Raw genomic sequence first — 23791 nt, 5'->3', positions numbered from 1 at the left:
GAAGCTTACAATAACGTAAGCTTCCTCTTCACTTTGACGTAAGCTTTCGAGCTTATAATAACAATAAGAATACATCAATTTTTCAAGCTTTTGAAGGAGGCACATGCTTTGGAAATTTTAAAAACGAATGAATTATGTAAAACATATGGAAGTAATGACGCCAAAGTCGACGCCCTAAAAGATATTAACTTAACAGTTCAACAGGGTGAATTTGTTGCTATTGTTGGTGCCAGCGGTTCAGGAAAAAGTTCGTTATTACATCTGCTTGGAGGCGTGGATCGTCCAACTAGTGGACAAGTCCATATTGATGGGATAGATCTATATTCTCTGAATGAGACGGATTTAGCAATCTTCAGAAGACGCAAGATCGGATTCATTTTCCAGGCCTATAACCTGATTCCGGTTCTGAGCGCAGAGGAAAATATTAAACTGCCTATGCTGCTCGACCATCGTCAAGCCGATGAAGACTATGCAGACGAACTAATGAGCGTACTCGGGCTAAAGGACAGAAAGCATCATCTGCCTAACCAGTTGTCGGGTGGACAGCAGCAGCGCACAGCCATTGGACGAGCGTTGATTAACAAACCTTCGATCATTCTGGCTGACGAACCGACAGGCAATCTGGATAGCAAAAACAGCAAGGAAATTGTAGATTTGCTCACCTATTCTGTTCGAAAATACAATCAAACCTTGATTATGATTACACATGATTCCGATGTAGCCCGGAGAGCGGATCGTATTGTGAACATTAAAGACGGAGTTCTTTTCGATCAGCAACTTGAGGGTCAACACGATGCGTAAGTATACGGAGCTCACGGAGAAATATTTGCTTGGACAGAAAAAAAGATCCATTCTCACCATTGTTGGCATCATTCTGTCCGTAACGCTACTTACGGCTGTTGGCACACTTGCGATGAGTTATCAGGACAAACTGGTACGTCAGACGATTCAAGATTACGGGGATTATGAGGTGTCCTTCAATGGAGTTTCAGGCAAAGACGTACCTCGCATCGTGAATCAGGCCGCCATAGGCAGTGCGGGAGTCATTCATCGTATCGGTTATGCAATCATAAGTCCCACTAGCGAAAAGGAGAAAAACGAAAACCCGTTTGCTGCGCCTTATCGTTATTTGAATGTGAAAGGATACGATTCGCAAGCCATGTCCAAGCTTCAAGTTCAATTGGAGAGTGGACGTTTGCCAGAAAAGCCTAATGAAATCATCCTGTCATCCTGGAGTCTGAATAATTTCACTTCGAAACCAGCGGTTGGTGACAAGATCACGCTGAACCTTGGAGATCGGATCGAAGCTTCTACAGGAAAGGTAAAAAGTGCGAAAGCCATCGGTGATTATGGGTGGAATCTGGATGAGAAATTCAAACCGCGCGTGAAACAGCAATATACCGTTGTCGGGGTGATGAAAACGGCCAAAAATGTAACGTGGTCATCCACTTTCATCTATTCAGGGATTACGTATGATGATCATCAACAAATCGATCCGTCTCAGACTTTTTTTATCTATGCGACCATGAAATCGATGGACAATATAAAGGAGAAGAGCGAGGCCATTCTGTCTTCATTGGGTTTAGGGAGTGTGGATCAAGGTTCCGCTCAGGAGCTGAACCGGGAAACGGTGATAAAGGATGTACGCATAGAATATAACAATGAATTGCTCAAACTGTTTGGCAAAAGCACCTATGCCGACGTTAACCAAAGTTCAATGTATGCATTTGCAGCTATTGTTCTAATTATCATGGGATGCACAAGCGCAGTAATTTACAATACGTTTCATATATCAGTGCTTGAACGCATTTCTCAGTTTGGCATGCTGCGCTGCATAGGTGCGACACCCGCTCAGATCCGCAAAATTGTATTCAAGGAAGCGACTGTGCTTAGTCTGATTGCCATTCCGATCGGTTTATTTACAGGAACCATTTTGATGAAAGTTCTATTCTATAACATCAGTTTGCTGACATTAGGTTTCTTGAACGACATGCACATGATTATTTCAGTGCCTATTTTACTTGCGGCAGCAGGTTTAGGACTGATTGTTGTCTATTTGTCGGCACTGGGTCCAGCCAAGCTGGCGTCAAGCGTCTCACCACTTGAAGCTCTGAAAACTTCAGGAAGCACGGTGGTAGAGCAGGGGGATTTCAAGCGCTTATCATTTGCGGGCAGCAAATGGCTAGGGTTTGAAGGGCGCTTTGCCAGCCGAAATATTCGGCGGAACCGAAAGAGATTTCGCATTACTGCTTTTTCAATGATTATCAGCATTGTTATGTATATTGTGTTTGGCGGCTTGGTGAACGTTTTAGGAACAACTTCTGAATCAGGCATCAATTACTCTTACTCCTTGGATTATCAGGGTATGAATAAACGTATCCCTAATTCGGTATATAACAAGCTGGCTACACTTGACGGGGTTAAACAGGCCTATTCATTTTACAATCATCAGCTCCAAGCGATCATTCCGAAAGAAAAGTTGAATCCGGATTACTACAAGCAGCAGAAAGAAATGTACACTGTTGAACAGGAAAACGGATATCGGACGGATAACAATTTTCTGACGTCTTACGGTATAAACGGACTTCAGGAGCTTCGTCCCAAACTCACCTCCGGAAGCATTGATGCAAGCCAAATGAACGATGAAAATGGTGTCATTGTTATCCAGAAAATCAGAATGATCACCGACAAAGGGACTAACATGATCATTGATCAAACCCGTTTCAAGGTTGGGGATAAAATTAAGGTCCGGTCAATGGGTGACAAGCAGTCATACAAAACCGTTACTGTTGTCGGAACCGCAGATCAAGCTCCTCTCTCTGGTAAATACACCGAAAGTGCTGTTATTCAAATGATAACGACACCGAAGGTGATTGAAAACATCACGGGCGATAATGCTTATGACAGAATATTCATTCAAGCCAATCCTGAGACAGATAACGGAGCAATTGTGGGTTATTTCAAAAGCCTTGTTCAGCAGGATGCAGGGTATAACTATCGCGATCGGGTAGAGGAGATGAAACAAGCCCGTAACGATGCGCTGACGCTAAATATATTTCTGTACGGCTTTATAGGAGTTATTGCAGCCATTGCGTTTCTGAATATTTTGAATACGGTAAGTACGAATCTTATTCTGCGGACGAAGGAGTTCGCCGTATTAAAAGCGATTGGTATGACGCAAAAGGAAATTCGTAAGATGGTTTTGCTTGAGGGTGTGTTCTATGGTGTATTTGCCGCTGTGTACGGAAGTCTTCTCAGTACAGCCTTGAGCTATGGTGTGTCTTATCTAATGAGGAATGCTGTGCAGATCGAATGGGTTATGCCTTGGAGCAGTATTCTCATTAGCAGCTTGGGTGCTATCGCTGCCACACTCTTAGCCTCATACTGGCCGCTCAGACGTCTTGAACGAATTCAGATTACAGATGGTTTACGCGGGGAAAATTAACCTCGTCAAAAAGCTCGGTTGTTCGCTTTAGAACGAACAACCGAGTTTTTTTGGCATGAACAAAGCATGAATACACAGGGGAGAATTATAGAATTGATCATCAGATCAAATCAATCAATTAATCAATTAATCAATTAATGGACTAAGATGTCGTTACTCCTTTAAGAAAAACAAGTACAATTTTCTCCGCCAGGACGCGATGAGACTCATTTTTCTGCCGCTCATGCTCACGGTTACCCATTAACATCAGAGTCGAAAAAGCCTCAGCCAAGAAAAGCGGGTCTTCTTCACGAAAAATATTCTGATCCATCGCTTTTTTAAAATGAGCGGCTAACACTTCATGAATCTGATGCTCCGCTTCACGTATCGCATGAATCTGTTCTTGCTCGAGTAAAGACTCCGCTTCACGCATCATCATTTCGATCTCGCCATGAGGATTCGCCAGACGCGCTTCGGCTAATTGGATTAATCCTTCCTGCAGATGTTCCGCCTCATCCAGCATATGCGCCGTAATTTTTCTAACGTTCTGCAACATCGTTGTCATGGCTGCCACGAATAGATCCGCTTTGCCCGCGAAATGATAATATATGGTTGGTTTGGATACGCCGCATTTCTTGCCAATCTGCTGAAGGGTAACCATCTCGTAGCCAAATTCTTTAAATAGGGTAGATGCCGTATAGATAATGGTTTGCTGCATGGAAATGTCATTGTCCGTCTGCTTGGGTCTTCCACGCAAACGTTTAGGTACCTGCTCTGGCATAGATTCGTACACACTCCTTCCACAATATTTTATGTCAAATCATAAATATAAGCAAAGAGGCTTGTAATTTTACTTACCAGTAAATATAATTAATTTTGTAATTAAAAATGATACGTTTAAAGGTGGGCAACGAAGTTATGGCAAAGACAACAGCACGTAAAATCAGATGGAAGAAAATGGCGATATGGACTATCGTAGTTATTATTGCACTGGTAGCAGGCTTGTTTGCCTACCTGGCATCTGTGACATACAGCCCGTCGGAACAAGCGGAAGCGGCAATGAAAAGTGATGATCGGGTCGTTGTTAGTGAAGTGAAGAACGGTTATCAATTTGAACCTAAAGGGCAGGATATCACGCAGCCGAATGTTGTGTTTTATCCCGGAGGTCTGGTTGAGCCGGCAAGTTACGCGCCTATGGCACGAGCATTAGCGGAGCAAGAACATCGTGTATATATTACGAAGATGCCGCTGAACTTGGCGATGTTCGGGGGAAACCGGGCGGATTCGTTTCTCGCGGAACATGCGGGTGAAAGCTTTGTTATTGGTGGACACTCACTAGGCGGTGTATTTGCTTCAAGATATGCTGCAGGCCATACCAATCAGATCAAAGGTGTCTTTTACCTAGCTTCCTATGCAGATGATGGAGGGAGACTGGACGGAACGAACTTGTCCGCACTGCAAATCACGGGAAGCAATGATGGTGTTCTGAACTGGGAATCGTGGGAAAAAGCCAAATCCAATCTTCCGAATGACACAACATTTGTTAGCATTGAAGGCGGCAACCATGGTCAATTTGGCTCCTACGGAATGCAGAAGGGAGACAACGAACCTAAGATCACAGAACAGGAGCAACTTAAGCAGATTGTTCAGGCACTGGAAGAATGGATGAAATCAATGAATCCATGACAAAAATAAAAAAAGACCGAAGTTTTCATCTCCAAAAGATGAATGCTGTCGGTCTTTTTATGATTTTCTATTGAACAACGGGATCGATTTCCGCTACTCTTCGTTAACGTCTACGGAAGGCTCCGCCGCGTGCCAGAGCAAAAAAGATGAGCAAGGCAATGATCGAGCCAACGATCGCCGGAATGATATGAAATCCGCCAATCACCGGTCCCCTTGGCCCAAGCAATTCCGTTCCTAGCCAGGAACCGATAAAACCCGCAACAATGTTTCCAAGTACACCACCCGGCACATCCCGCCCAATCAGGTTGCCACTTAACCAGCCAATAAGTCCACCAACGATGAGTACCCAGAGCAGTTCCATGGATTGTTCTCCTTTCTTCGGGGTTATTAAAAGGTATGTGGGGCTCTCGGGATTATACCTCATCTTCCTATTGCTGGAGGGTTCTAAAGCGTCTGTGCTAAGATGGGGGTAACTAAGGATTCAAGTTGGGGAACGCGGATAGAAGGGGTGTACAGACATTGAAGAAAATACTTGTCATTGATGATGAAGCTGCAATTCGAGATTTAATTGAGCTAGTACTACGGCGAGAAAACTATGATGTGAAAACCGCAGAAAATGGCCAAACCGGACTGCAATTGCTGGATTCTTTTCAACCCGACCTGGTGGTACTTGATTTGATGTTGCCAGATTGCTCCGGATATGACTTGTGTAAGGAGATTACTGGGAAACGTGCCGTTCCTGCAATTATGCTCTCTGCCAAAAATGAGATTATCGACAAGGTTCTGGGGCTTGAGCTTGGCGCAGAAGATTATATGACCAAACCCTTTGACAACCGCGAATTACTTGCTCGCATCAAGGTAGTTTTGAGAAGAAACGAGAGCAAGTATGAGACAAGTGAAGGGGTGGAAGTACCATCGACACGTATCATTCATGAAGAGCTAACTTTTGACATGGAAAGCCGCAGAGTGCTGAAAAACGATGTTCCCGTCTCTTTAACGGCCAAAGAATTCAAAATTCTGGAAACTTTACTTAAAAGACCTGACAAAATCTATACTCGAGACGAGTTGCTGCAAATCGGATGGGGATATGATTTTATGGGGGACAGTCGCAGTGTGGATATGACCATCATGCGATTACGGAAGAAACTGGAGGACAACGCGGACGAACCGAAATATGTCCGAACGATCTATGGATTTGGTTATCAGCTTGGAGGTGGCGAGGCCTGAAGTACGCGACCCGGTTACTGCTGAATTATTTATTTTTCTCTGTGTTCTCCTTTGGCATCATCATTTTTGCCGTCAATAAAGCCATTGATTACTACAGCTTCATTACTATTGAAAAACAGATGATGGAGAAGGCGGATCTGTCTGAGTTGTCCTTCCGTGAAGTGCTGGCACAACATCGATCATCATCAGGGGAGCCGCAGACGAAAGAAATCGTCAGACTTGCACTGGAGAAGCTGAAAGCTTCAGGCAAGGAAGTGCGTATCTATGATAGCTCCAAGCGGCTATTGGGCTTGGCTGTAGATGGCATCATTATTAATGATGGCAAACCACATATTTTCGAGAAAAATATTGAAAAAGCTCTGAGCGGAAGCTATGCCTACACTGTAACGGATGATCATCTGCTTTATTTTGCGACCCCCATTCAGAATCAATTTTATGAAAATGCTTATGTGTATGAGTTCGTAGAGGACATCTCGTACTTTTATGCGATCATGGATCAAATCCGTTATGTCTTATTTGCGGGTGCGGGTGGATTCATTGTGTTGATTACGTTAGCCAGTTTGTGGATTGCACGTAATACAACCAAACCGATCAAGACGCTGCTTGGTGCCGCACAAAGTTTCTCCAGACAGGAATTTAAGCGAGTTCATCTGAATCGCAAGGATGAACTGGGTATGCTCGCGGATGGACTCGATTCCATGGGAAGGCAGCTTCACGATTACATTCAGTATCAAAAACAATTTGTCTCGAACGTATCTCACGAGTTAAAAACACCACTGGCAGCGATTCGGGGTTTCTCTCAATACCTGTATGAAGGGGAAAATGAGAACGAAGAGCTACAAAAAATCTATGCACATCTATTGCAGGAATCGGATCGGCTAACCCGTTTGATCAATGAACTGTTGTTGCTATCGAGATTCGACAAGACGGGTTCAAGCGAGCTGGAGGTCGAAAAGACGGAAATGAACGCACTGATCCAGCAAGTCGCCACGAATATGGAAGCCAAGACGAAGGACAAAGAGATTGTGATCAAGGTTAAACAAGCGGAGGAAAACCCATCAGATGAAGGTACGACCAAAGTCTACGCGAGTGTAAATCCGATGCTGATGTCCCATGCAATCGCCAACCTTATGGATAACGCTATCAAATATTCAGGCAGTCATTCGCAAATTGACGTGGAGATGGAACATACGTCAAGCGAGGTAGTTGTAAAGATAAGTGACCAAGGCATTGGCATCGCAGGTGATGAGCTGGAGCGAGTGCAGGAACGTTTTTACCGGGCGAAAAATGCAAGTACAGCGAATGGCTCTGGTCTCGGACTGTCCATTTGCAAAGAAATCGTTGAGCGGTTTAACGGATATATAGACGTGGAAAGTGAGTTAGGACACGGCACGACAGTTACGATTGTGTTACCTCGTGCTTAAGCTCGCTCCTATATGGAAGCCCAAATAAGTACCGTTACAAGACTGATACATTTCTGTTATGAGACTAACAAATGCTTTTTTTATAATAACTTCATAAGAACAAATCACACATTTATGGAGGGATTATGATGAAATTAACTAAGAAATCTGCGAGCTTTATCTTGATAAGTGTTTTACTAACGATGGCTCTGGCGGGCTGTCAGTCCACTGATGCGAAGTCACCAACAACCGGACAGAACTCGGCTGAACAAAATACGTCGAACGGACAAAGTAAAGGTGAAGAAACGTCAGATTCCAAAAAAACGGATTCCGAAGGTGCTGAAGGACAGAGCTCTGAAGTAGTGAAGGAAGGCTCAGTGAAGAAGGAAGGCAATGTTGTGCTGAAGGAGCTAGCTTTTGTCTATAATGAGCACACTATTGCGATTTCGGATACAGCGAATGAAGAGCAGATGGAACAGATGCTGGGCAAACCAGACAATTTCAAATCCCATACGTATACTGCTGGCGATGGAACCAATATGGATAATTTAATCGGATTTACGGAAAAAGTATATACGTATCCTGGTATGGAGATTAAAACCATCAGTGTTCCTGAAGGAAAACAAGACTCGATCTTTGAAATCGAAATTACCGATTCCAAATACACGACAGTTCGAAACATTAAAGCAGGGGATAGCCTGGACACACTTAAAAAAGCGTATCCTGAAGGGAAGTTGGTAGGGGATGGGGCACCTGACGAGGAAGACGACTTCCGTTACGAGCCATCGAACTATGTAGATGTCATGTCGTTCCATATTAAGGATGCCCAGGTCGAGAGTATTCATATCTTCAGCCTGCTGGACTAAAAGTGTAATCGATTCACTTCTTGATTCGTAGAAACGTTTCATACGTTTTACTTTTCGGACCTGCCCAAGAGTTGGGCAGGTTTTTATGTCGTTATGAGTTGATTACGTTCGTCAGAATAGACGAACCATAGTGAAATGAACACACCTCTATATTTCCAGATTACTTTCCAACTAATACAAACACATTTTTATCAGGGGCTTTCATTACAGCAATATGTCCAGACTCCGTTGCAGAGGGAGTTCTAATCCATTGGATTTCCTCGTTTTTGCTTAGTTCATCATGTGCTTGTCTCACATCATCAACAAGAATTTCAACTTCTGTAAAGTTGAGTTCAGGGTGATTGCTTAATACAAGTTCAGAACTGTCCTTTTGGGGGAATTTCAAACCTATTACTGTCCAGGTAGAACCGCTCTCCAAGGTACGTTCTATTTTCCAATTTTCTGTTAACCCCATTTTGGTGTAGAACAAAAGTGATTTCTCAATATCTTTCGTATGAATACACACGCACTCTAACTTTTTAAACACCTGATGCATCTCCTTCTAGCGTCTAGTAGGGAACGAATGTTCCTTTAGTGAATTCTACTATTTTCCATATTTAAAGGCAATAATATATTAGAAAAAAGCTTGAGAACATACAAAATACAAGTTTTCCTTACGCAACTTTTTTGGATTCCCATTAAACTCTTGCGGCACTCAGACTATGTTTGCTTACACTCAAAACGTTTCTCTAGACCCACACAAATGTTCAATGATACCATCATACAAGTGTTAAGAGAGTTGAAGATTGCGGGAGGAACGGAATGTGGATCAAGTAAGATACGATAACTTAAAACTCGGGGAACGTGGAGCGATCATCAGTATCGTCGCTTATATATGTTTGACTGCACTGAAGCTGATTATTGGGACTACGGCGGGTTCCGAAGCGCTCAAGGCAGACGGACTGAATAATGCAACCGACATCGTGGCATCTATTGCGGTGTTGATTGGCTTGAAGCTTGCACAGCGACCAGCAGACAAAGATCATACATATGGGCATTGGAGAGCAGAAACGGTGGCGTCTCTGGTTGCTTCGTTCATTATGATGGCTGTCGGACTTCAAGTCTTGTTCGAGGCATTCGGTTCTGTTTTTCAAGGCAAACATGAATCCCCCGATCTTCTTGCGGCGTATACCGGAGTTTTCTGTGCGGTGATTATGTACCTGGTTTATCGTTACAACAAGAGACTGGCTGCACGAATTAAAAGTCAGGCTGTTATGGCTGCCGCACGGGACAATATTTCGGATGCTTGGGTAAGTATCGGTGCAGTCATCGGGATTGTAGGCTCACAATTTGGCCTGCCTTGGCTTGACCCGGTAACGGCGATTATCGTCGGCTTGCTGATCTGCAAGACGGCATGGGATATTTTCAGAGAAGCTACACACCATCTTACGGATGGATTTGATGTTGAATTGATTGAGGAATATCGTGATACGATTGCCGGAATTGATGGTGTTGAGACGGTGAAGGATGTACGAGCACGTAATTATGGCAGCAATGCTGTAGTGGACGTGGTGATCACGGTTCGAGGTGATTTGGATCTGCAACAAGCACATGATATCTGTACAGATGTAGAGAATGAACTGCTGGAAGAGCATGATGTGTATACGGTACACGTTCACGTCGAGCCTGAGCCGGAGCGGGAAACGCTCAACGAATACATGTAATATTGTTCGAAATGTAAAAAGGGCAAGAATACGCAAAAAAACCAGTAAACGATAATGTTTACTGGTTTTTTTGGTGTTGTTACCTAACTAAGCTTCTTTCACATTTTAACATGCCAGCGTCAACGCCAATGACCTCATCCAGCAATCATTTTGGCATATTATACATAATCAAATTATTGTACTTGTCTGCATGTTTTTGCTCATCCAAAATAATCCCCCACACCGTGTCTTTGTAAATGCCGTACGGAAGACCAAACCATATTTTTCTGTACTTCTCCACAGCAGATAGTTCTCCTTGAAATGCTTTTTGCAAACCACCCAGGTACGATGTGACGTTTTCGGGTGCTTCACTGCTTACACCTGTGATCTCATGACCGGTGAGATCTTTATACATTTCTCTGAACATCTGATTGTGTCCGCGCTCATCATCGCGAATTCTTGTAATAATCGTTGCTTGGTAAGTATCCGGCGCCATACGAATAAGAGCATCATAGAACAGTTCATCGTTTCGTTCACCCTGAACAGCCGATTGAATGAGTCCGAGCGCTTCAGCTGTTGATGTTTCCCATACGGGAGTAAAGGGTTTTCGATAAAAATAAGGATACGTGGTGTACATGCCAATCCCTCCATTAACAATGATGAGTTAAGATATGCACATACGCCTAGCAACGTTAACCCGCTGTTGTTTGATATGCTTCATGATATGCCAAAACCTTGACATTTTAACGATTGGTACGCTTAGCTATTGGGTCTGGAAATGTCATTTTCAAAAGTTTACTGTAGCCATAAGCAAGCACAAAAGGCAGGAAGTAGGACCAGTACGTCCAGAAGATATTCCATCCGTTAAAATAAACAACATATCCCATCATCTTGGCAATCCACTCGATCAATGTTAACAAAAGTGCTGAAACAACGATACTTGGCCAAGGTTTGGCGTTTTTCACCAGAATCAGATACATCATAATACAGCCTGTAACGGGATATATACCTAGATCCATCGGAAGGGCAGCAAAGGCCYCATTGCGAGTATGCGGCATGATATTCCAGAAATAATTAAATCCAATACTGTTAATGCAAGCAGATATCGCAACACCAAGAGGGTAATAGAAAACGAATAATCTATAGTGGCGCCGTAAAATCCATGCACCCAGCAGCAGGGGGATGAGCATACCAAAAACCCAGTTAACCAACATATCATTTTCCCTCCAAACTTAACTGAAATTTTTGATTCCAGTCTCAGTTCTATAAATCGTTTATATCTGACATTTCACCATTTAATCCGGCTTTTTCTGTTCAAGGAGACGGTTCAGTTTATCCGTAATTGCATTTAATTTTTGATCATAGTGCCTGTACGTATACCAGCCAATAACAGCTTTGACCGCAAAAAATAGCATTGCAGCGATGACCACCAAGATGTAATTATGTGCGATCTGTTTCAACCAATCATTAATGTGCTGCATTGTTTATAACCCCCGTCGCGGACATATATCATCTGGTTAAGATGCCCATTAAATCCTAAGGTAATGCATAAAATATAAAAAGGTTCTTTGCGTAGAAAGTGTTGCTTTTTGTCGAAATCCATGCTACATTAGCCATGTAAACGTTTATATTTGCTTTAAACAACATCATATATGATTCAATTTGGCGTGTTACTGTTCGGCAGGCAAGGCTTAAATTGGGTGGTTTGTATATTTAATATACCCGCCCTATTTAGGCCTTTTTTTATGCACAATTTTAGGGGCGAGGTGTTTTTATGAATTACAAAGAAACCGCTAAGGAGATCCTTGACAAAGTAGGCGGACAAGAAAATATCAATGATTTTCTCCATTGCTCCACCCGCTTAAGAATGAATCTGAAAGATCCGAATCAAGCAAAAACCGAAGAAATTAAAGCGATGGATGGCGTCATGGGAGCCGTATACAGCGGTGGTCAATATCAGGTTATCATTGGTAATGATGTAAGCTATGTATATAATGAACTTAAACAAATGGTCACAATAAACACAGAAGAAAATCCGGAACAAAACAAGAAAAGAGATCTAAGTTTCAAAGGTTTGTTTGAAAGTTTTGCCGGATTGATTACGGGCATTTTCCAGCCGATCATTCCAGCAATCGCAGCAGCAGGGATGTTTAAAGCTTTGCTTCTGTTGTGTACATCGCTTGGTATACTATCTAAAGATAGTCAGATTTACGCATTATTGCTTAATATCGCTGATGCAGCGTTTTATTTCCTGCCTGTATTGTTGGCATACTCAAGTGCACAGAAATTCAAAACAAATCCATATATTGCAGCCACACTGGCGGGGGTTTTACTGCATCCCAAAATGATTGCATTACTTGGAGGAGAAGTACCTGTACAAATTGCGGGTATTCCTGTACCTAATATCAGTTATGCGTCCAGTGTTTTACCTATCATTCTGACCGTATGGCTCATGTCATATGTTGAGAAATTTGCAGATAAGGTCTCTCCTGGACCAGTAAAGATCTTCCTTAAACCTCTAATTGTCCTTCTTGTCATGGCACCACTGGCTCTCACAATTCTGGGGCCAATCGGTAACTATCTGGGTGTAGGTTTGTCAGACGGTTTATTCTGGATTCAAGGTAAAATTGGTTGGCTAACCGTTGTAATTTTGGCCGTATTCCTTCCATTTATCGTGATGTTCGGAATGCACAAAGTGTTTTATCCCGTTATTTTCGCAGCCATGGTTTCACCCGGCTATGAAACATTGATCCATAGTGCGATGCTTTCTTCTAACATGGCACAAGGCGCTGGTGCACTGGCAGTCTGGTTCTTGGCAAAAGACAAGAAATTGAAGCAGGTTGCATTGCCAGCAGGTATATCTGGATTGTTCGGCATTACTGAACCGGCATTGTACGGGGTACATTTACGTCTGAAACGCACTTTGGTAGCTTGTATGATTGGTGCAGGGTCAGCGGGACTCTTTGCTGGTATTGTCAACTTGAAAGCTTATGCAGCAGTAGGACCGGGTCTTGCTTCTTTACCGATGTTTATCGGGGCGGAAAATAACTTTACCTACGCGCTGATTACAGCAGCTATTTCGATTATTGTTACACCAATTGCCGTATATTTCATCGGCTTTAATGATCCTGGAGCAGAGTCTGATGCACCAGCTTCATCAGCAAAATCTCCTCAGGAAGTAACAACGCCAGCAGCTCCGAAGAAAAAGAAATTGCAATCTCGTTTGGTTGTTTTCTCCCCGATTGAAGGAGAGGCAATTCCGTTAAAGGCGGTAAATGATGAAGCCTTCTCCCAGGAAGCGATGGGGAAAGGCATGGCAATTAAACCTGCCAAGGGACAAGTTGTGGCTCCATTTGATGGAACTGTGCAAACCGTATTTCGCACCAAACACTCCATCGGTTTAAAATCAGTAGAAGGCATAGAACTTCTGATTCACATCGGCATTGATACCGTCAAATTAAAAGGACAGCATTTCAATGTTGTTGTTCAGGAGGGAGATATCGTGAAACACGGTCAACTTCTAATTGAGTTTGATATGGAAGCCATTGAAAAAGCAGGCTTTGACACAACAACACCCGTAATTGTAACCAATAGTGGTGATTATCTTGAAATCCTTGGATATGAGCAATCTGAAAAAATAGGACCTGAGACGCCACTTATAACCATTTTGTAATGAATATGGGGTGAAGTTCACCCTGAACATAGAGGAGCATGGATATGAGAGTAGTTAAGGTTCTCAATACAAGTATTGTTTTGGCCAAGCGTAATGACAATAAAGAGGTTATTGCCATGGGCAAAGGAATCGGGTTCAGAAGCAGGCCCGGGGACATGATTAACGAAAATGAAATTGAAAAAGTATATGTCGTTGAGAATGAAGGAATGTCCTCGGATATGACTGCACTGATGAGAGAGACGCCGGAAGAGTATTTAATTTTGGCAGACGAAATCATATCCTATGCGAAACAAGTATTATCGCGTGATCTCAGTGAAAATCTGTATTTTTCGTTAACAGACCACCTCCATATGGCTGCCAAACGATTCAAATCGAATATTACGATACAAAATCGAATGTTATGGGAAGTGCAGAAGTTTTACCCGCAAGAATTCCTCATTGGGAAGCAGGCATTGAAGTTTATTAAAGATAAACTTGGACTGGATCTGCCGGAAGAGGAGGCAGCTAACATCGCCTTCCATCTGGTCAACGCTCAGCAAACAGAACAGAACATGAGTCAGGTCATGATGATGACGAATACCGTTAAAGATATTCTTAACATTATTCGCATTCATTATGGAATTGAGCTGGATACATCGAGCATTAATTATTCACGCTTCTTGACTCATTTGCAGTTTTTTGTACAGCGATTATTAGAGAACACAATGCTTGAATCCAAGGATGATGAATTGCTCGAACGAATTTCGAGTAAATATCCAGAGGAAAGCAATTGTGTTTCCAAGATCAACAATTATATTGGCGCGAAATTTGAACGATTTATGTCCAACGAAGAGAGATTGTATCTCATCATTCACATTAGCCGTGTGATGGACAGAGCGCATTAACAGGAGGATTATGATATGACTATAAATCGAACATTTCCCGAAGGATTCTTATGGGGGGGAGCCATTGCAGCGAATCAGGCAGAAGGTGCCTGGAACGTAGCAGGAAAAGGGATTTCCACCGCTGACACGGCTATGAATAAGAAAAACGTAGGTGACTACAAAAAACAAAATGCTGTAAGCTCGGAGCAGCTGGAAATGGCTCTTCAGGATCAATCTACATTGAATTATCCGAAACGCAGAGGAATTGATTTTTATCATCGCTATCCAGAGGATCTTGCTTTAATGGGTGAGATGGGCATCAAAACATTACGCACGTCCATTGCGTGGACGCGGATTTTCCCGAATGGCAATGAAACGAATGCCAACGAAGAAGGTTTGCTTTTCTATGATCGCCTTTTTGATGAGATGATTAAAAATGGAATTGAACCTCTGGTTACCTTGTCTCACTATGAGATGCCGATGTATCTGGTCGATCATTATGGTGGATGGACATCCAGAGAGGTTGTTGATTTATTTGTACGCTTCAGTACAACAGTATTCAACCGTTATAAAGATAAGGTAAAATATTGGATTACTTTCAATGAAATTGATGGCATTGTGCGTCATCCGTTCACGAACGGAGGCATTGTTCCGGATCGTTTCGAGAATGTTGAGCATGCGGTATACCAATCGTTGCATCACCAATTCATAGCGAGTGCTTATGCGGTAAAGCTGTGCCATGAGATTATTCCAGATGCTCAAATCGGTTGTATGCTTACAAGCCTGTTGCACTATCCTCACACATGTAATCCGCTCGATGTACTGGCAGCACACAAGGACAATCAATTTAATCTGTTCTTTACCGATGTGCAGGTGCGTGGCGCTTACCCTGGTTACATCGAGAGATATTTTAGAGAACAGAATATTATCATTGAAAAAGTTGAAGGCGATAGTGAGTTGCTAAAAGAGTATACGGCTGACTTCATATCATTCAGTTACTATAACTCCTTTGTTGCAAGTGCTGATAGCGAGGGCCTGGAAACGGTTAGCGGCAATACGATGGGCGGCGTGAAGAACCCTTACCTGCCTGTCAGTGATTGGGGATGGCAGATCGATGCGATTGGTCTGAGACTCGCGCTTAACAATCTGTACAGCCGTTATCAGGTACCTTTGTTTATCGTAGAAAATGGCATTGGTGCTTACGATACCGTTGAAGATGACGGTACAATCAGCGATCCTTATCGCATCGAATACCTGCGTTCTCATATCGAACAGATGCATGAGGCTTTGCTGGACGGTGTTGACATTATGGGGTATACCGTTTGGGGAATCATCGACCTGATCAGCTATTCCTCTTCCGAAATGGAAAAACGCTACGGTCTGATCCACGTCGACCAGGATAATGACGGAAACGGCACGCTGGAGCGAAGACGGAAAGAGAGTTTCTTCTGGTACCAGAGCCTAATTTCTAATAATGGGCTATAACTAGAATAGAAGCAGGGGCTGTCCCAGCCATAATTATGACTTAGGGACAGCCCCTTTTTCTTGTGTCATTTTGTTCAGCTTCAAACCATATTCAGCTATTCGTTAATCAAATCGCTTACAAAGAAAGCAATTTATCCACATCCGTCAGGTTCTCCATATGCTGAATCATCTTAAATCGTTCTTCATGGGTAGGTTCAAAAGGGGTGTCTGCAAGAAATCGATTAAATTTCTGTTCAAGCATGTTCCAGCCAAACGGCGTCTCAATATCTCCTAAAGGCACTGGCATCCAACGTTCGTATACACTGTCATCATACGTTGTTATAGTGACATGAGCAGCGCAAAAGTGGGTTGGATGATCAGTCAGATATTGCTGTACTTCATCATCTAAGGTTACTGTAATTTTATCAACCAGTTCATGCACTTCCGGATCAGTGAAGCTATCGAATATTAGATGCTCTGAATCCATACGACCGTATTTAAGTGCCACGGCTGAAGTAAATTGTGTGCTGGCCTGTGCTCCAATGGCTGTCTTGGGTTTAGGGTTCGTTAGACGGTAAACAAAGGAAGATGTCCTCACATCAACAGACTTAATCTTGGAAGGCGTTAAATGATAATCTTCACGAAGTTCCAGCATCGCGTCCAGCGTTGCGTGTAAGCCGCGCTGACAGGCATGGCGTTTAAAATAAATACTCGTTACTTTAAAATCCGTTCCCAGCCCATTCAATACATTACTTGTATCACAATGCCCGCTTGTTCCTTTAAAGGCTTGAAAAAAACCATATCTTCCTTCTAATGCTGCATCAGGCCCCGTAAAACCACAGGATGCCAGTCTTACGGCTCTTAATCCGGTCAACGCCGCCCAGCCACTGCACAAAATTTTTCCCGAAGTTCCATCGTTCTGGTATTCGATCAAACCTCCCGTGAACAGGGAAGCAATCCCCATGGCATCTTTGGTCTGCTTGGCATCTGCATTTGTTAATTTACTTACCAAGGCCGCGGCTGCAACAGCTCCACATACTCCGGTAGCATCAAATCCTCTTTCTCGGTACATAAATGGATTAATCGCTTCACCTAACCTGGCATATACGTCATATGCTGCAACAATAGCTGCAATCATCTGTTTCCCATCATTTCGGTGCAACTGGGCTACACTTAGCAGTAGCGGAACAAGCACAGAACCGGGATGACCCATTGCGTGGCGATACCCGTCATCCAAATCTGCACAGCGTGCCATCATCGTATGGATGAAAACTGCATGATCTGTGCTTGTTCGAACATTCTGCTCACCAATTAATGAAACCAATTCTTCATTTTTGATAACCGAGTCTGCAAGGGCTGCATATTTCAGGATACGTTCACTTGCCTCGGAGTATCGACCAAATATCATATTACCATAAGAGTCCAGTATCACTTGTTTACCGACCTCGATCGCCCTCTCGGAGAGATCCTCATATTGAAGGCGAGTTACATAATCGGCCAGTTCAACAATCATCGTGTTCACAACAATTCACCTCGTTATTTTGACTTCCATCCGCGAATGTACGGGAAGTTACATAACAGAAATATATAGTTGGAAAGATGTTGAACTCCAGCACAAGTTAACTGCAATCACTCAACCTTTGTATGCACAAGGAAGCTAGAAGGGCAATGTCTCTTAATCCTTTACTCGATTTGATGCTATGCAGGGCTGCAATAATGCTTAATTATTTTTTTAAAATCCTCAACGTATGAAGGGAAAATTTTGTTTTTGTGATAAATCAATGCGAGCGGGTGGAGATGGGCAAAATCAGCGATCGGAAATACATGAAGCGGAGAGTTCGTATGTCCGGACTCATTCAACGCCTGTATTCCTGAAAGGTACATCGTTAACGAAAAGCTGGCAGCATAATCTTCCGCGCACAGAAGGTGATGAATATCTGGTTGAGTTAATTCATTAATGCAATACAAGGATATATTACGTTCAGCTAGATGTTTATCGAGTAAAATACGAGAATTGAAGTTTTTCTTGTTCAGTACAAATGGAACATGTTGAAACAGACTCAGATCAGCACCTTGATTAAAGGTTTCAATACATTCGGGATATTGCTCCGGGAAATACTGCTTAAGCAGATTGTCTGAAATCACCATGTACATTTGTTCATGCAGAATCGTTTCATATTTTACATTTTGCGTCACAATATTGTCTACACCCGACAGAAACAGATCCAGTGAATTGTTTAACACCATCTCCTGCATTTGCGGTGAAGTTGTACGATGAATTTCAAGCTGAACCTTGGGATGCAAATTACGAAATTCTTTTAACAGCTTTGGTACGATAATCGGATAACGTCCTTCGGTAATGCCAAAATGAATGGTGCCTGACTTATCCTCTTTTAGATCGGTGAGTTGATTCTCCATATTTTGATCCAGCAATTCAATTTGGAGAAACGTGTTTTGCATAATTTTCCCCGCAGGTGTCAGAGCAATTTTAGGTTTTCGTTCAAAAAACGTAACCCCGTGTTTTTCTTCTAAGCTTTTCAGGTATTTGCTTAGGGACTGATGGGAGATATAGAGCCGCTTGGCTGCATTTGAAATGTTTAATTCCTCGGATAGAACCAAAAAATATTTATAGTTATTCAGCATACTGACCTCCTATGTTTTCTCTCTATGACTTTAATCAACGGATGATTTATACCAACAAGCTTAGGATTATCATACTGCAACTAATAGTTACATACAAGCAATCTAAATGTGCTTTAGGGTTGCGTACATGTATGCTAAATTATGAATGTATCACGGCACCTACAGCGTTGTAAGCGTGAGCAATAAACAATTGCTTACTCTAAATAAAATAAACAGGAGGTTATGTGCGTGAGTAAAGTTGCAGTTCTTTTAGCAGAAGGATTTGAAGAAAGTGAAACGCTGACGATTGTGGATATTTTAAGAAGAGCCCATATCGAATGTCATATGATCAGTACAGCGGGGGAAATGGTGCGCGGCAGTCATGATATCGTAGTGAAAGCCGATGCTCTATTCAGTAACGATGTTACAAATTACGATATGATCGTACTTCCCGGAGGCATGCCAGGAGCTGCCAATCTTCGTGATGATGAACGTGTGATTGAACTACTTCAGGAGATGAACCAATCTGGCAAATATGTAGCAGCTATGTGTGCGGCGCCACTTGCACTTGCTAAAGCAGGTGTCTTGGAAAATAAAAAATTTACTGCATATGTAGGCTATGATCAGAAGATTCAAACGACAGGCACTTTTAAAGAAGACATTGTGGTTCAAGATGGAAATCTGATTACAAGTCGTGGCCCAGCAACGTCTTATGCCTTTGCTTATGCATTGGTGGATGCCTTAGGCGGGGATAGTATGGCTGTAAAGAATCGTATGGTTTATTTCAATGCATTTGATGCTGAATAGGAGGGAACTGAAATGACGAATAAAGTAGCAGTATTGATGGCGGAAGGTTACGAAGAGGGCGAAACGCTGACGATTGTGGATATTTTGAGAAGAGCCAGCCTGACATGTGACACGTTTTATTTTGGCGATAAGCTGGTTAAGGGCATGCACGGCATCTTTGTAGAAGCAGACAAACCTTTTGGCGAAGAAGTAAAGCAGTATGACATGATCGTTCTGCCGGGAGGCCGCCCAGGTGGCCAAAACCTGAAGGAAAATCCCGATGTAATTGACATGGTGCAGTACTTCAATCAGAACAACAAATACATTGGCGCAATGTGTTCCGGTACGGTGGTACTGTCTGATGCCAAGGTCATTGAGGGCAAACAGGTAACAGGTTATGTAGGGTACGCTGAGAAATTGATTGGCGGCATCTTCAAGGATGAGGTTGTCGTAGCAGACCAAAACCTCGTTACAAGCCAAGGGCCTGCAACACCTTATCCGTTTGCATACAAAATTGCAGAGATTTTCGGCAAAGATACATCAGGCTTGCGTGAGAAGATGTTATATAACTTTGCCGGAGGCAAGTAAAGACAGCTAAGAGGGTGGGGGAATCATATGAAAACTGAGGAATTGGCTAAGGAAATTATCGCTAACATTGGACAGGATAATATTACGTATGCCACGCATTGTGCAACTAGACTGAGATTCAACGTAAAAGATGAGTCTCAGGTCAACTTGAAAGCGCTTGACCGACTGGAAGGTGTCCTGCGAGCGCAGTTTAACAGCGGTCAGTTGCAGATCATTATTGGTGCAAAAGTGAAAAGCGTTTTTGACGCAGTAAGTGAAAAGCTTGACTTGGATAATCAGGACATCGAAGTGAAAGCAGTGCAGCAAAAAAAGAATGTGCTATCCCGAGTCGTGGAAACGGTGGCAGGTATATTCGGGCCAGTCATTCCCGTGTTAATTGGATGCGGTATGGTCAAGTCCGTGCTTGCAATCCTGACGACAACGAATCTTCTAGAAACAACAAGCGGTGCATACCAAACCTTTAATCTAATTAGCGATCTTATTTTCTATTTTTCCCCCTTCTTTCTAGCAGTCAGTGCAGCCAAGAAGTTTAAAACGAACGAGTATTTAGCTGTTGCTCTTGCGGGCGCTTACATGTATCCGACGATCATGGAAGGTGCTGCAAAAGCAGCAGAGACCGGTATCACCAGCTTGAGTTTTTTCGGGCTCCCGTTGCTGCTCGTGAACTATAAGTCAACGATTATTCCGATTATTATTTCCGTTTGGGTCATGAGCTACGTACACCGCTTTGTCAATAAGCGCATACCCGATATGTTTAAAATCTTGTTTGTACCGATGATTGTGTTGTTTATCATGGTTCCTCTTGGATTAATTGTTTTCGGGCCGATCGGAACCTATTTCGGCAGTGGTGTTGCTCAAATTGTAACGTATCTCTATACCGTAAATGGTGTTATCGGTGCCTTTTTGTTCGGAACATTCAGGCCACTTTTGATCATATTTGGCATGCATTACGCGATTACACCCATAAACAGTCAGCTTATCGCAGAATACGGTTACTCGGTGATCTCTCCTGCTAATCTGACAGGAAATCTAGCTCAAGCCGGAGCATGTCTTGGCGTATTCCTCTTACTGAAACATAAAGCGAGCAAATCCAGTGCTTTGTCCAGTGGTATAACAGCCATGTTTGGAATTACGGAACCGGCTATTTTCGGGTTCAATCTGAAATACAAGCGGCCGTTTATTTGTGCAATGCTTGCTGGAGGCATTGGAGCAGCTTATATCAATTTCTGGGGCGGAGGAGCTACAGCCCTAATCTTACCGGGAATTCTTGCGTTGCCAACTTATATTGCTGATAGCTACATTCACATTATCATTGGCGTTGTAATAAGTATAACGCTTGCCTTGGTTGCCGTTTTAATTTGGGGAATTGAAGAGGACATTCCAGCTCCAGCTACGGTCGATGTTAGCCATGGAACAGCCAATGTTGCAACAGTTAGTCCCACAGGGGCGATTTCTGAATCTTCCGCATCCCCATCTGCAAATACAGGAAATGAGAGCGTAATTCGACCTTCAGGAATGTTAATCATTGGATCTCCTATTAACGGCACAATTAAAAACATAAAAGAAATTGACGACCCTATCTTTGCTTTAGGCAGTGGCGCTGCAGTCGAGTCCATCGACGGTAAAGTATATGCGCCATTTGACGGAAAGGTTGTCTCGTTGTTCCCGACCAAACATGCCATTGGACTGATGTCGAACGAAGGTGTAGAGATGCTTGTTCACGTGGGCATTAATACGGTCAAGTTGAAAGGCAAACATTTTATTTCTCATGTGCAGCAGGATCAGATCATTAAACAAGGGGATTTGTTAATTGAATATGACCATAAAGCTATTCGTGCAGAAGGATTTGATACCGTGGTACCGATTATTATTTCAAATACGTTTGAATATCAGAGTGTAGAGCAGGTCGCTACAGATCGAATTGCCCAAAATGAGGCATTGCTACGCATTCATGCTTAGAGGTGATGAGATCATGGACAAATTATCAGAACACTTCCTATGGGGAGGCGCTGTCGCTGCCAATCAAGTTGAAGGCGGCTGGAACAAACGCGGCAAAGGCATAAGTGTCGCTGACGTAATGTCAGCAGCAGCGCATGGAGTTGAGCGGAGAATTACAGAAGGTATAGAGGAAAATGTATATTACCCTAGTCATGAGGCTAGTGATTTTTATACGAGATACAAGGAAGACATTCAATTGTTTCATGAGATGGGTTTTAAATGCTTTCGAACCAGTATTGCTTGGACAAGAATATTTCCAAACGGGGATGAGACGCAGCCGAACGAAGAAGGCCTGCAGTTCTATGATGACTTGTTTGACACCTGTCTGGCATATGGAATTGAGCCGATAGTCACCATATCCCATTTTGAAATGCCCTATCATCTGGTAACGGAATATGGAGGATGGCGTAATCGAAAGCTGATTGACTTCTATTTAAACTATTGCGAAACAATCTATATGAGATTTCAAACAAAGGTCAAGTACTGGATGACGTTTAACGAAATCAATATGATTGTACGCAAGCCATGGAAGCCAGGAGGAATTCAATGGGTTGAAGGAGAAAACAAACTACAGACGATGTATCAAGCTGCACATCACATGTTGGTCGCTAGTGCCAAGGCAGTCAAACTCGGTAAAAAAATCAACCCGGACTTTATCATTGGTGGCATGTTTCTTCATCCAACGTCCTATGCAGCAACTTGCGACCCTAATGATGTACTCGCCCATGTCAAGAAACTCCAGCAAGCTTATTATTTTCTTGATGTACATGTCAGAGGAAAATATCCGCGGTCATATTTTCGTTTCTTGGAGCAACATCAATTGAAAATTCAATCTGCTACAGAGGATGAATTGATCCYGAAAGAAGGAACCGTAGATTATATCGGATTCAGTTATTACTCCAGTTCGGTCGTGATGGCTAATCCAACCGATCAGGACAAGAGCGAGGGCAATGAAATCAGCGGTTATAAAAACCCTCTCTTGCCAGCCAGCGAATGGGGATGGCAGATTGATCCGATAGGTCTTCGGATTACATTAAACTGGCTGTACGATAAGTATCAGATCCCCTTGTTTATAGTGGAGAATGGACTGGGTGCCATCGATGTGTTGGAAGCGGATGGATCAATACATGATCCGTATCGAATTGATTACTTGAGACAACATGTTAGCGAGATGAAAAAAGCAATTTTGGAAGACGGGGTCGAAGTGATCGGGTACACACCATGGGGATGCATTGATCTAGTCAGTGCGGGAACAGGTGAGATGAAGAAGAGATATGGCTTGATCTACGTGGACAAAGACGATGAGGGAAAAGGTTCTCTGAAAAGGGTGCGGAAGGATTCGTTTTACTGGTACAAGGAATGTATTGCAAGTCACGGGGAAAACATATAATCTTGAATAACATATGTTAATGATAAGCACTGTTTCGTTCCTTAAGGACAACAGTGCTTTTCTCATTATACAAGTAGCGTAGTCGTATAGCAGGTAGTATTTTCGACGCAAAATGTTGC

22 protein-coding genes are annotated in these 23791 nt (G+C 42.9%); 14 read left to right on the top strand and 8 right to left on the bottom strand.

Features of this window, described 5'->3' with window-relative positions; all coding sequences use genetic code 11:
- Positions 1-108: 108 nt before the first annotated feature.
- Together AB4Z30_RS02875 and AB4Z30_RS02870 are read left to right on the top strand one after the other, a co-directional pair.
- On the top strand, positions 109-801 hold the full coding sequence (locus AB4Z30_RS02875) for an ABC transporter ATP-binding protein (protein ID WP_441923123.1): 693 nt from the start codon (positions 109-111) through the stop codon (positions 799-801).
- Entirely contained in the window at positions 794-3445 is a 2652-nt protein-coding gene (locus AB4Z30_RS02870; RefSeq protein WP_441923121.1) for an ABC transporter permease, read from the top strand. Before AB4Z30_RS02875 ends, AB4Z30_RS02870 begins: the two co-directional genes overlap by 8 nt.
- Before the next feature lie 142 nt (positions 3446-3587).
- Here the strand turns inward: AB4Z30_RS02870 and AB4Z30_RS02865 are convergent, their stop codons facing one another.
- Positions 3588-4205 (bottom strand): TetR/AcrR family transcriptional regulator, encoded by a 618-nt coding sequence (locus AB4Z30_RS02865; protein WP_441923119.1) that lies wholly within the window; start codon positions 4203-4205, stop codon positions 3588-3590.
- A 137-nt stretch (positions 4206-4342) separates the two neighbouring features.
- Here AB4Z30_RS02865 and AB4Z30_RS02860 point away from each other — a divergent pair, with 137 nt between their 5' ends.
- Positions 4343-5110, top strand: coding sequence for an alpha/beta hydrolase (locus AB4Z30_RS02860; protein ID WP_441923117.1), 768 nt, complete (start codon positions 4343-4345; stop codon positions 5108-5110).
- 103 nt (positions 5111-5213) lie between these two features.
- Here the strand turns inward: AB4Z30_RS02860 and AB4Z30_RS02855 are convergent, their stop codons facing one another.
- Positions 5214-5471 (bottom strand): GlsB/YeaQ/YmgE family stress response membrane protein, encoded by a 258-nt coding sequence (locus AB4Z30_RS02855; RefSeq protein ID WP_441923115.1) that lies wholly within the window; start codon positions 5469-5471, stop codon positions 5214-5216.
- A gap of 158 nt (positions 5472-5629) precedes the next feature.
- Between AB4Z30_RS02855 and AB4Z30_RS02850 the strand changes: the two genes are divergently transcribed.
- The 3 genes from AB4Z30_RS02850 to AB4Z30_RS02840 all read left to right on the top strand — a co-directional run bounded on the left by AB4Z30_RS02850 (position 5630) and on the right by AB4Z30_RS02840 (position 8606).
- A complete protein-coding gene (locus AB4Z30_RS02850; protein WP_441923113.1) occupies positions 5630-6337 on the top strand; it encodes a response regulator transcription factor in 708 nt (235 codons plus the stop codon).
- A gap of 41 nt (positions 6338-6378) precedes the next feature.
- On the top strand, positions 6379-7761 hold the full coding sequence (locus AB4Z30_RS02845; RefSeq protein WP_441923111.1) for a sensor histidine kinase: 1383 nt from the start codon (positions 6379-6381) through the stop codon (positions 7759-7761).
- Between the two features lie 125 nt (positions 7762-7886).
- Positions 7887-8606, top strand: a complete 720-nt coding sequence (locus AB4Z30_RS02840) for a hypothetical protein (protein WP_441923109.1) — start codon at positions 7887-7889, stop codon at positions 8604-8606.
- 160 nt (positions 8607-8766) lie between these two features.
- Here AB4Z30_RS02840 and AB4Z30_RS02835 read toward each other — a convergent pair whose 3' ends face one another.
- Positions 8767-9132 carry a VOC family protein gene (locus AB4Z30_RS02835; RefSeq protein ID WP_441923107.1) on the bottom strand — a complete coding sequence of 122 codons (366 nt, stop codon included), beginning with the start codon at positions 9130-9132 and terminating at the stop codon, positions 8767-8769.
- 277 nt (positions 9133-9409) lie between these two features.
- Between AB4Z30_RS02835 and AB4Z30_RS02830 the strand changes: the two genes are divergently transcribed.
- Positions 9410-10309, top strand: a complete 900-nt coding sequence (locus AB4Z30_RS02830; protein WP_441923105.1) for a cation diffusion facilitator family transporter — start codon at positions 9410-9412, stop codon at positions 10307-10309.
- Positions 10310-10454: 145 nt separating this feature from the next.
- Here AB4Z30_RS02830 and AB4Z30_RS02825 read toward each other — a convergent pair whose 3' ends face one another.
- The 3 genes from AB4Z30_RS02825 to AB4Z30_RS02815 form a co-directional block, all read right to left on the bottom strand.
- Positions 10455-10925, bottom strand: a complete 471-nt coding sequence (locus AB4Z30_RS02825; protein ID WP_441923103.1) for a ferritin family protein — start codon at positions 10923-10925, stop codon at positions 10455-10457.
- A gap of 106 nt (positions 10926-11031) precedes the next feature.
- Positions 11032-11502, bottom strand: a complete 471-nt coding sequence (locus tag AB4Z30_RS02820; protein WP_441923101.1) for a hypothetical protein — start codon at positions 11500-11502, stop codon at positions 11032-11034.
- 81 nt (positions 11503-11583) lie between these two features.
- Entirely contained in the window at positions 11584-11769 is a 186-nt protein-coding gene (locus AB4Z30_RS02815; protein WP_441923099.1) for a hypothetical protein, read from the bottom strand.
- Between the two features lie 293 nt (positions 11770-12062).
- Here AB4Z30_RS02815 and AB4Z30_RS02810 point away from each other — a divergent pair, with 293 nt between their 5' ends.
- From AB4Z30_RS02810 to AB4Z30_RS02800, 3 genes are read left to right on the top strand one after another with little or no spacing between them, the layout of a single operon-like run.
- Positions 12063-13961, top strand: coding sequence for a beta-glucoside-specific PTS transporter subunit IIABC (locus tag AB4Z30_RS02810; RefSeq protein WP_441923097.1), 1899 nt, complete (start codon positions 12063-12065; stop codon positions 13959-13961).
- A gap of 44 nt (positions 13962-14005) precedes the next feature.
- Entirely contained in the window at positions 14006-14845 is an 840-nt protein-coding gene (gene licT, locus AB4Z30_RS02805; protein ID WP_441923095.1) for a BglG family transcription antiterminator LicT, read from the top strand.
- A 15-nt stretch (positions 14846-14860) separates the two neighbouring features.
- Positions 14861-16309, top strand: coding sequence for a glycoside hydrolase family 1 protein (locus AB4Z30_RS02800; RefSeq protein ID WP_441923093.1), 1449 nt, complete (start codon positions 14861-14863; stop codon positions 16307-16309).
- Positions 16310-16424: 115 nt separating this feature from the next.
- Here the strand turns inward: AB4Z30_RS02800 and AB4Z30_RS02795 are convergent, their stop codons facing one another.
- Both AB4Z30_RS02795 and AB4Z30_RS02790 read right to left on the bottom strand, forming a co-directional pair.
- Entirely contained in the window at positions 16425-17801 is a 1377-nt protein-coding gene (locus tag AB4Z30_RS02795) for an MmgE/PrpD family protein (protein ID WP_441924167.1), read from the bottom strand.
- Positions 17802-17986: 185 nt separating this feature from the next.
- Positions 17987-18931, bottom strand: a complete 945-nt coding sequence (locus tag AB4Z30_RS02790) for a LysR family transcriptional regulator (protein WP_441923091.1) — start codon at positions 18929-18931, stop codon at positions 17987-17989.
- Between the two features lie 228 nt (positions 18932-19159).
- Here AB4Z30_RS02790 and AB4Z30_RS02785 point away from each other — a divergent pair, with 228 nt between their 5' ends.
- The 4 genes from AB4Z30_RS02785 to AB4Z30_RS02770 are packed head-to-tail and all read left to right on the top strand — an operon-like array spanning position 19160 to position 23672.
- Entirely contained in the window at positions 19160-19717 is a 558-nt protein-coding gene (locus tag AB4Z30_RS02785) for a DJ-1 family glyoxalase III (protein WP_441923089.1), read from the top strand.
- A gap of 12 nt (positions 19718-19729) precedes the next feature.
- Positions 19730-20284 carry a DJ-1 family glyoxalase III gene (locus AB4Z30_RS02780; protein WP_441923087.1) on the top strand — a complete coding sequence of 185 codons (555 nt, stop codon included), beginning with the start codon at positions 19730-19732 and terminating at the stop codon, positions 20282-20284.
- 27 nt (positions 20285-20311) lie between these two features.
- Entirely contained in the window at positions 20312-22243 is a 1932-nt protein-coding gene (locus AB4Z30_RS02775; RefSeq protein WP_441923085.1) for a glucose PTS transporter subunit IIA, read from the top strand.
- Positions 22244-22256: 13 nt separating this feature from the next.
- Positions 22257-23672, top strand: a complete 1416-nt coding sequence (locus tag AB4Z30_RS02770) for a 6-phospho-beta-glucosidase (protein WP_441923083.1) — start codon at positions 22257-22259, stop codon at positions 23670-23672.
- Positions 23673-23791 lie beyond the last annotated feature (119 nt).

Source organism: Paenibacillus sp. 2TAF8, from assembly GCF_052114825.1.
Classification (GTDB): domain Bacteria; phylum Bacillota; class Bacilli; order Paenibacillales; family Paenibacillaceae; genus Paenibacillus.
Note: the sequence above shows the minus strand (reverse complement) of the source record. Positions and strands in the feature narration are given on the sequence as shown.

Bases quoted from the DNA above. Each gene is read 5' to 3' on its own strand.
- AB4Z30_RS02790 (WP_441923091.1), bottom strand. From the start codon at position 18,931: ATGCTGAATAACTATAAATATTTTTTGGTTCTATCCGAGGAATTAAAC.
- AB4Z30_RS02800 (WP_441923093.1), top strand. From the start codon at position 14,861: ATGACTATAAATCGAACATTTCCCGAAGGATTCTTATGGGGGGGAGCC.
- AB4Z30_RS02810 (WP_441923097.1), top strand. From the start codon at position 12,063: ATGAATTACAAAGAAACCGCTAAGGAGATCCTTGACAAAGTAGGCGGA.
- AB4Z30_RS02855 (WP_441923115.1), bottom strand. From the start codon at position 5,471: ATGGAACTGCTCTGGGTACTCATCGTTGGTGGACTTATTGGCTGGTTA.
- AB4Z30_RS02865 (WP_441923119.1), bottom strand. From the start codon at position 4,205: ATGCCAGAGCAGGTACCTAAACGTTTGCGTGGAAGACCCAAGCAGACG.
- AB4Z30_RS02860 (WP_441923117.1), top strand. From the start codon at position 4,343: ATGGCAAAGACAACAGCACGTAAAATCAGATGGAAGAAAATGGCGATA.
- AB4Z30_RS02780 (WP_441923087.1), top strand. From the start codon at position 19,730: ATGACGAATAAAGTAGCAGTATTGATGGCGGAAGGTTACGAAGAGGGC.
- AB4Z30_RS02825 (WP_441923103.1), bottom strand. From the start codon at position 10,925: ATGTACACCACGTATCCTTATTTTTATCGAAAACCCTTTACTCCCGTA.
- AB4Z30_RS02795 (WP_441924167.1), bottom strand. From the start codon at position 17,801: ATGATTGTTGAACTGGCCGATTATGTAACTCGCCTTCAATATGAGGAT.
- licT (WP_441923095.1), top strand. From the start codon at position 14,006: ATGAGAGTAGTTAAGGTTCTCAATACAAGTATTGTTTTGGCCAAGCGT.
- AB4Z30_RS02815 (WP_441923099.1), bottom strand. From the start codon at position 11,769: ATGCAGCACATTAATGATTGGTTGAAACAGATCGCACATAATTACATC.
- AB4Z30_RS02870 (WP_441923121.1), top strand. From the start codon at position 794: ATGCGTAAGTATACGGAGCTCACGGAGAAATATTTGCTTGGACAGAAA.
- AB4Z30_RS02775 (WP_441923085.1), top strand. From the start codon at position 20,312: ATGAAAACTGAGGAATTGGCTAAGGAAATTATCGCTAACATTGGACAG.
- AB4Z30_RS02840 (WP_441923109.1), top strand. From the start codon at position 7,887: ATGATGAAATTAACTAAGAAATCTGCGAGCTTTATCTTGATAAGTGTT.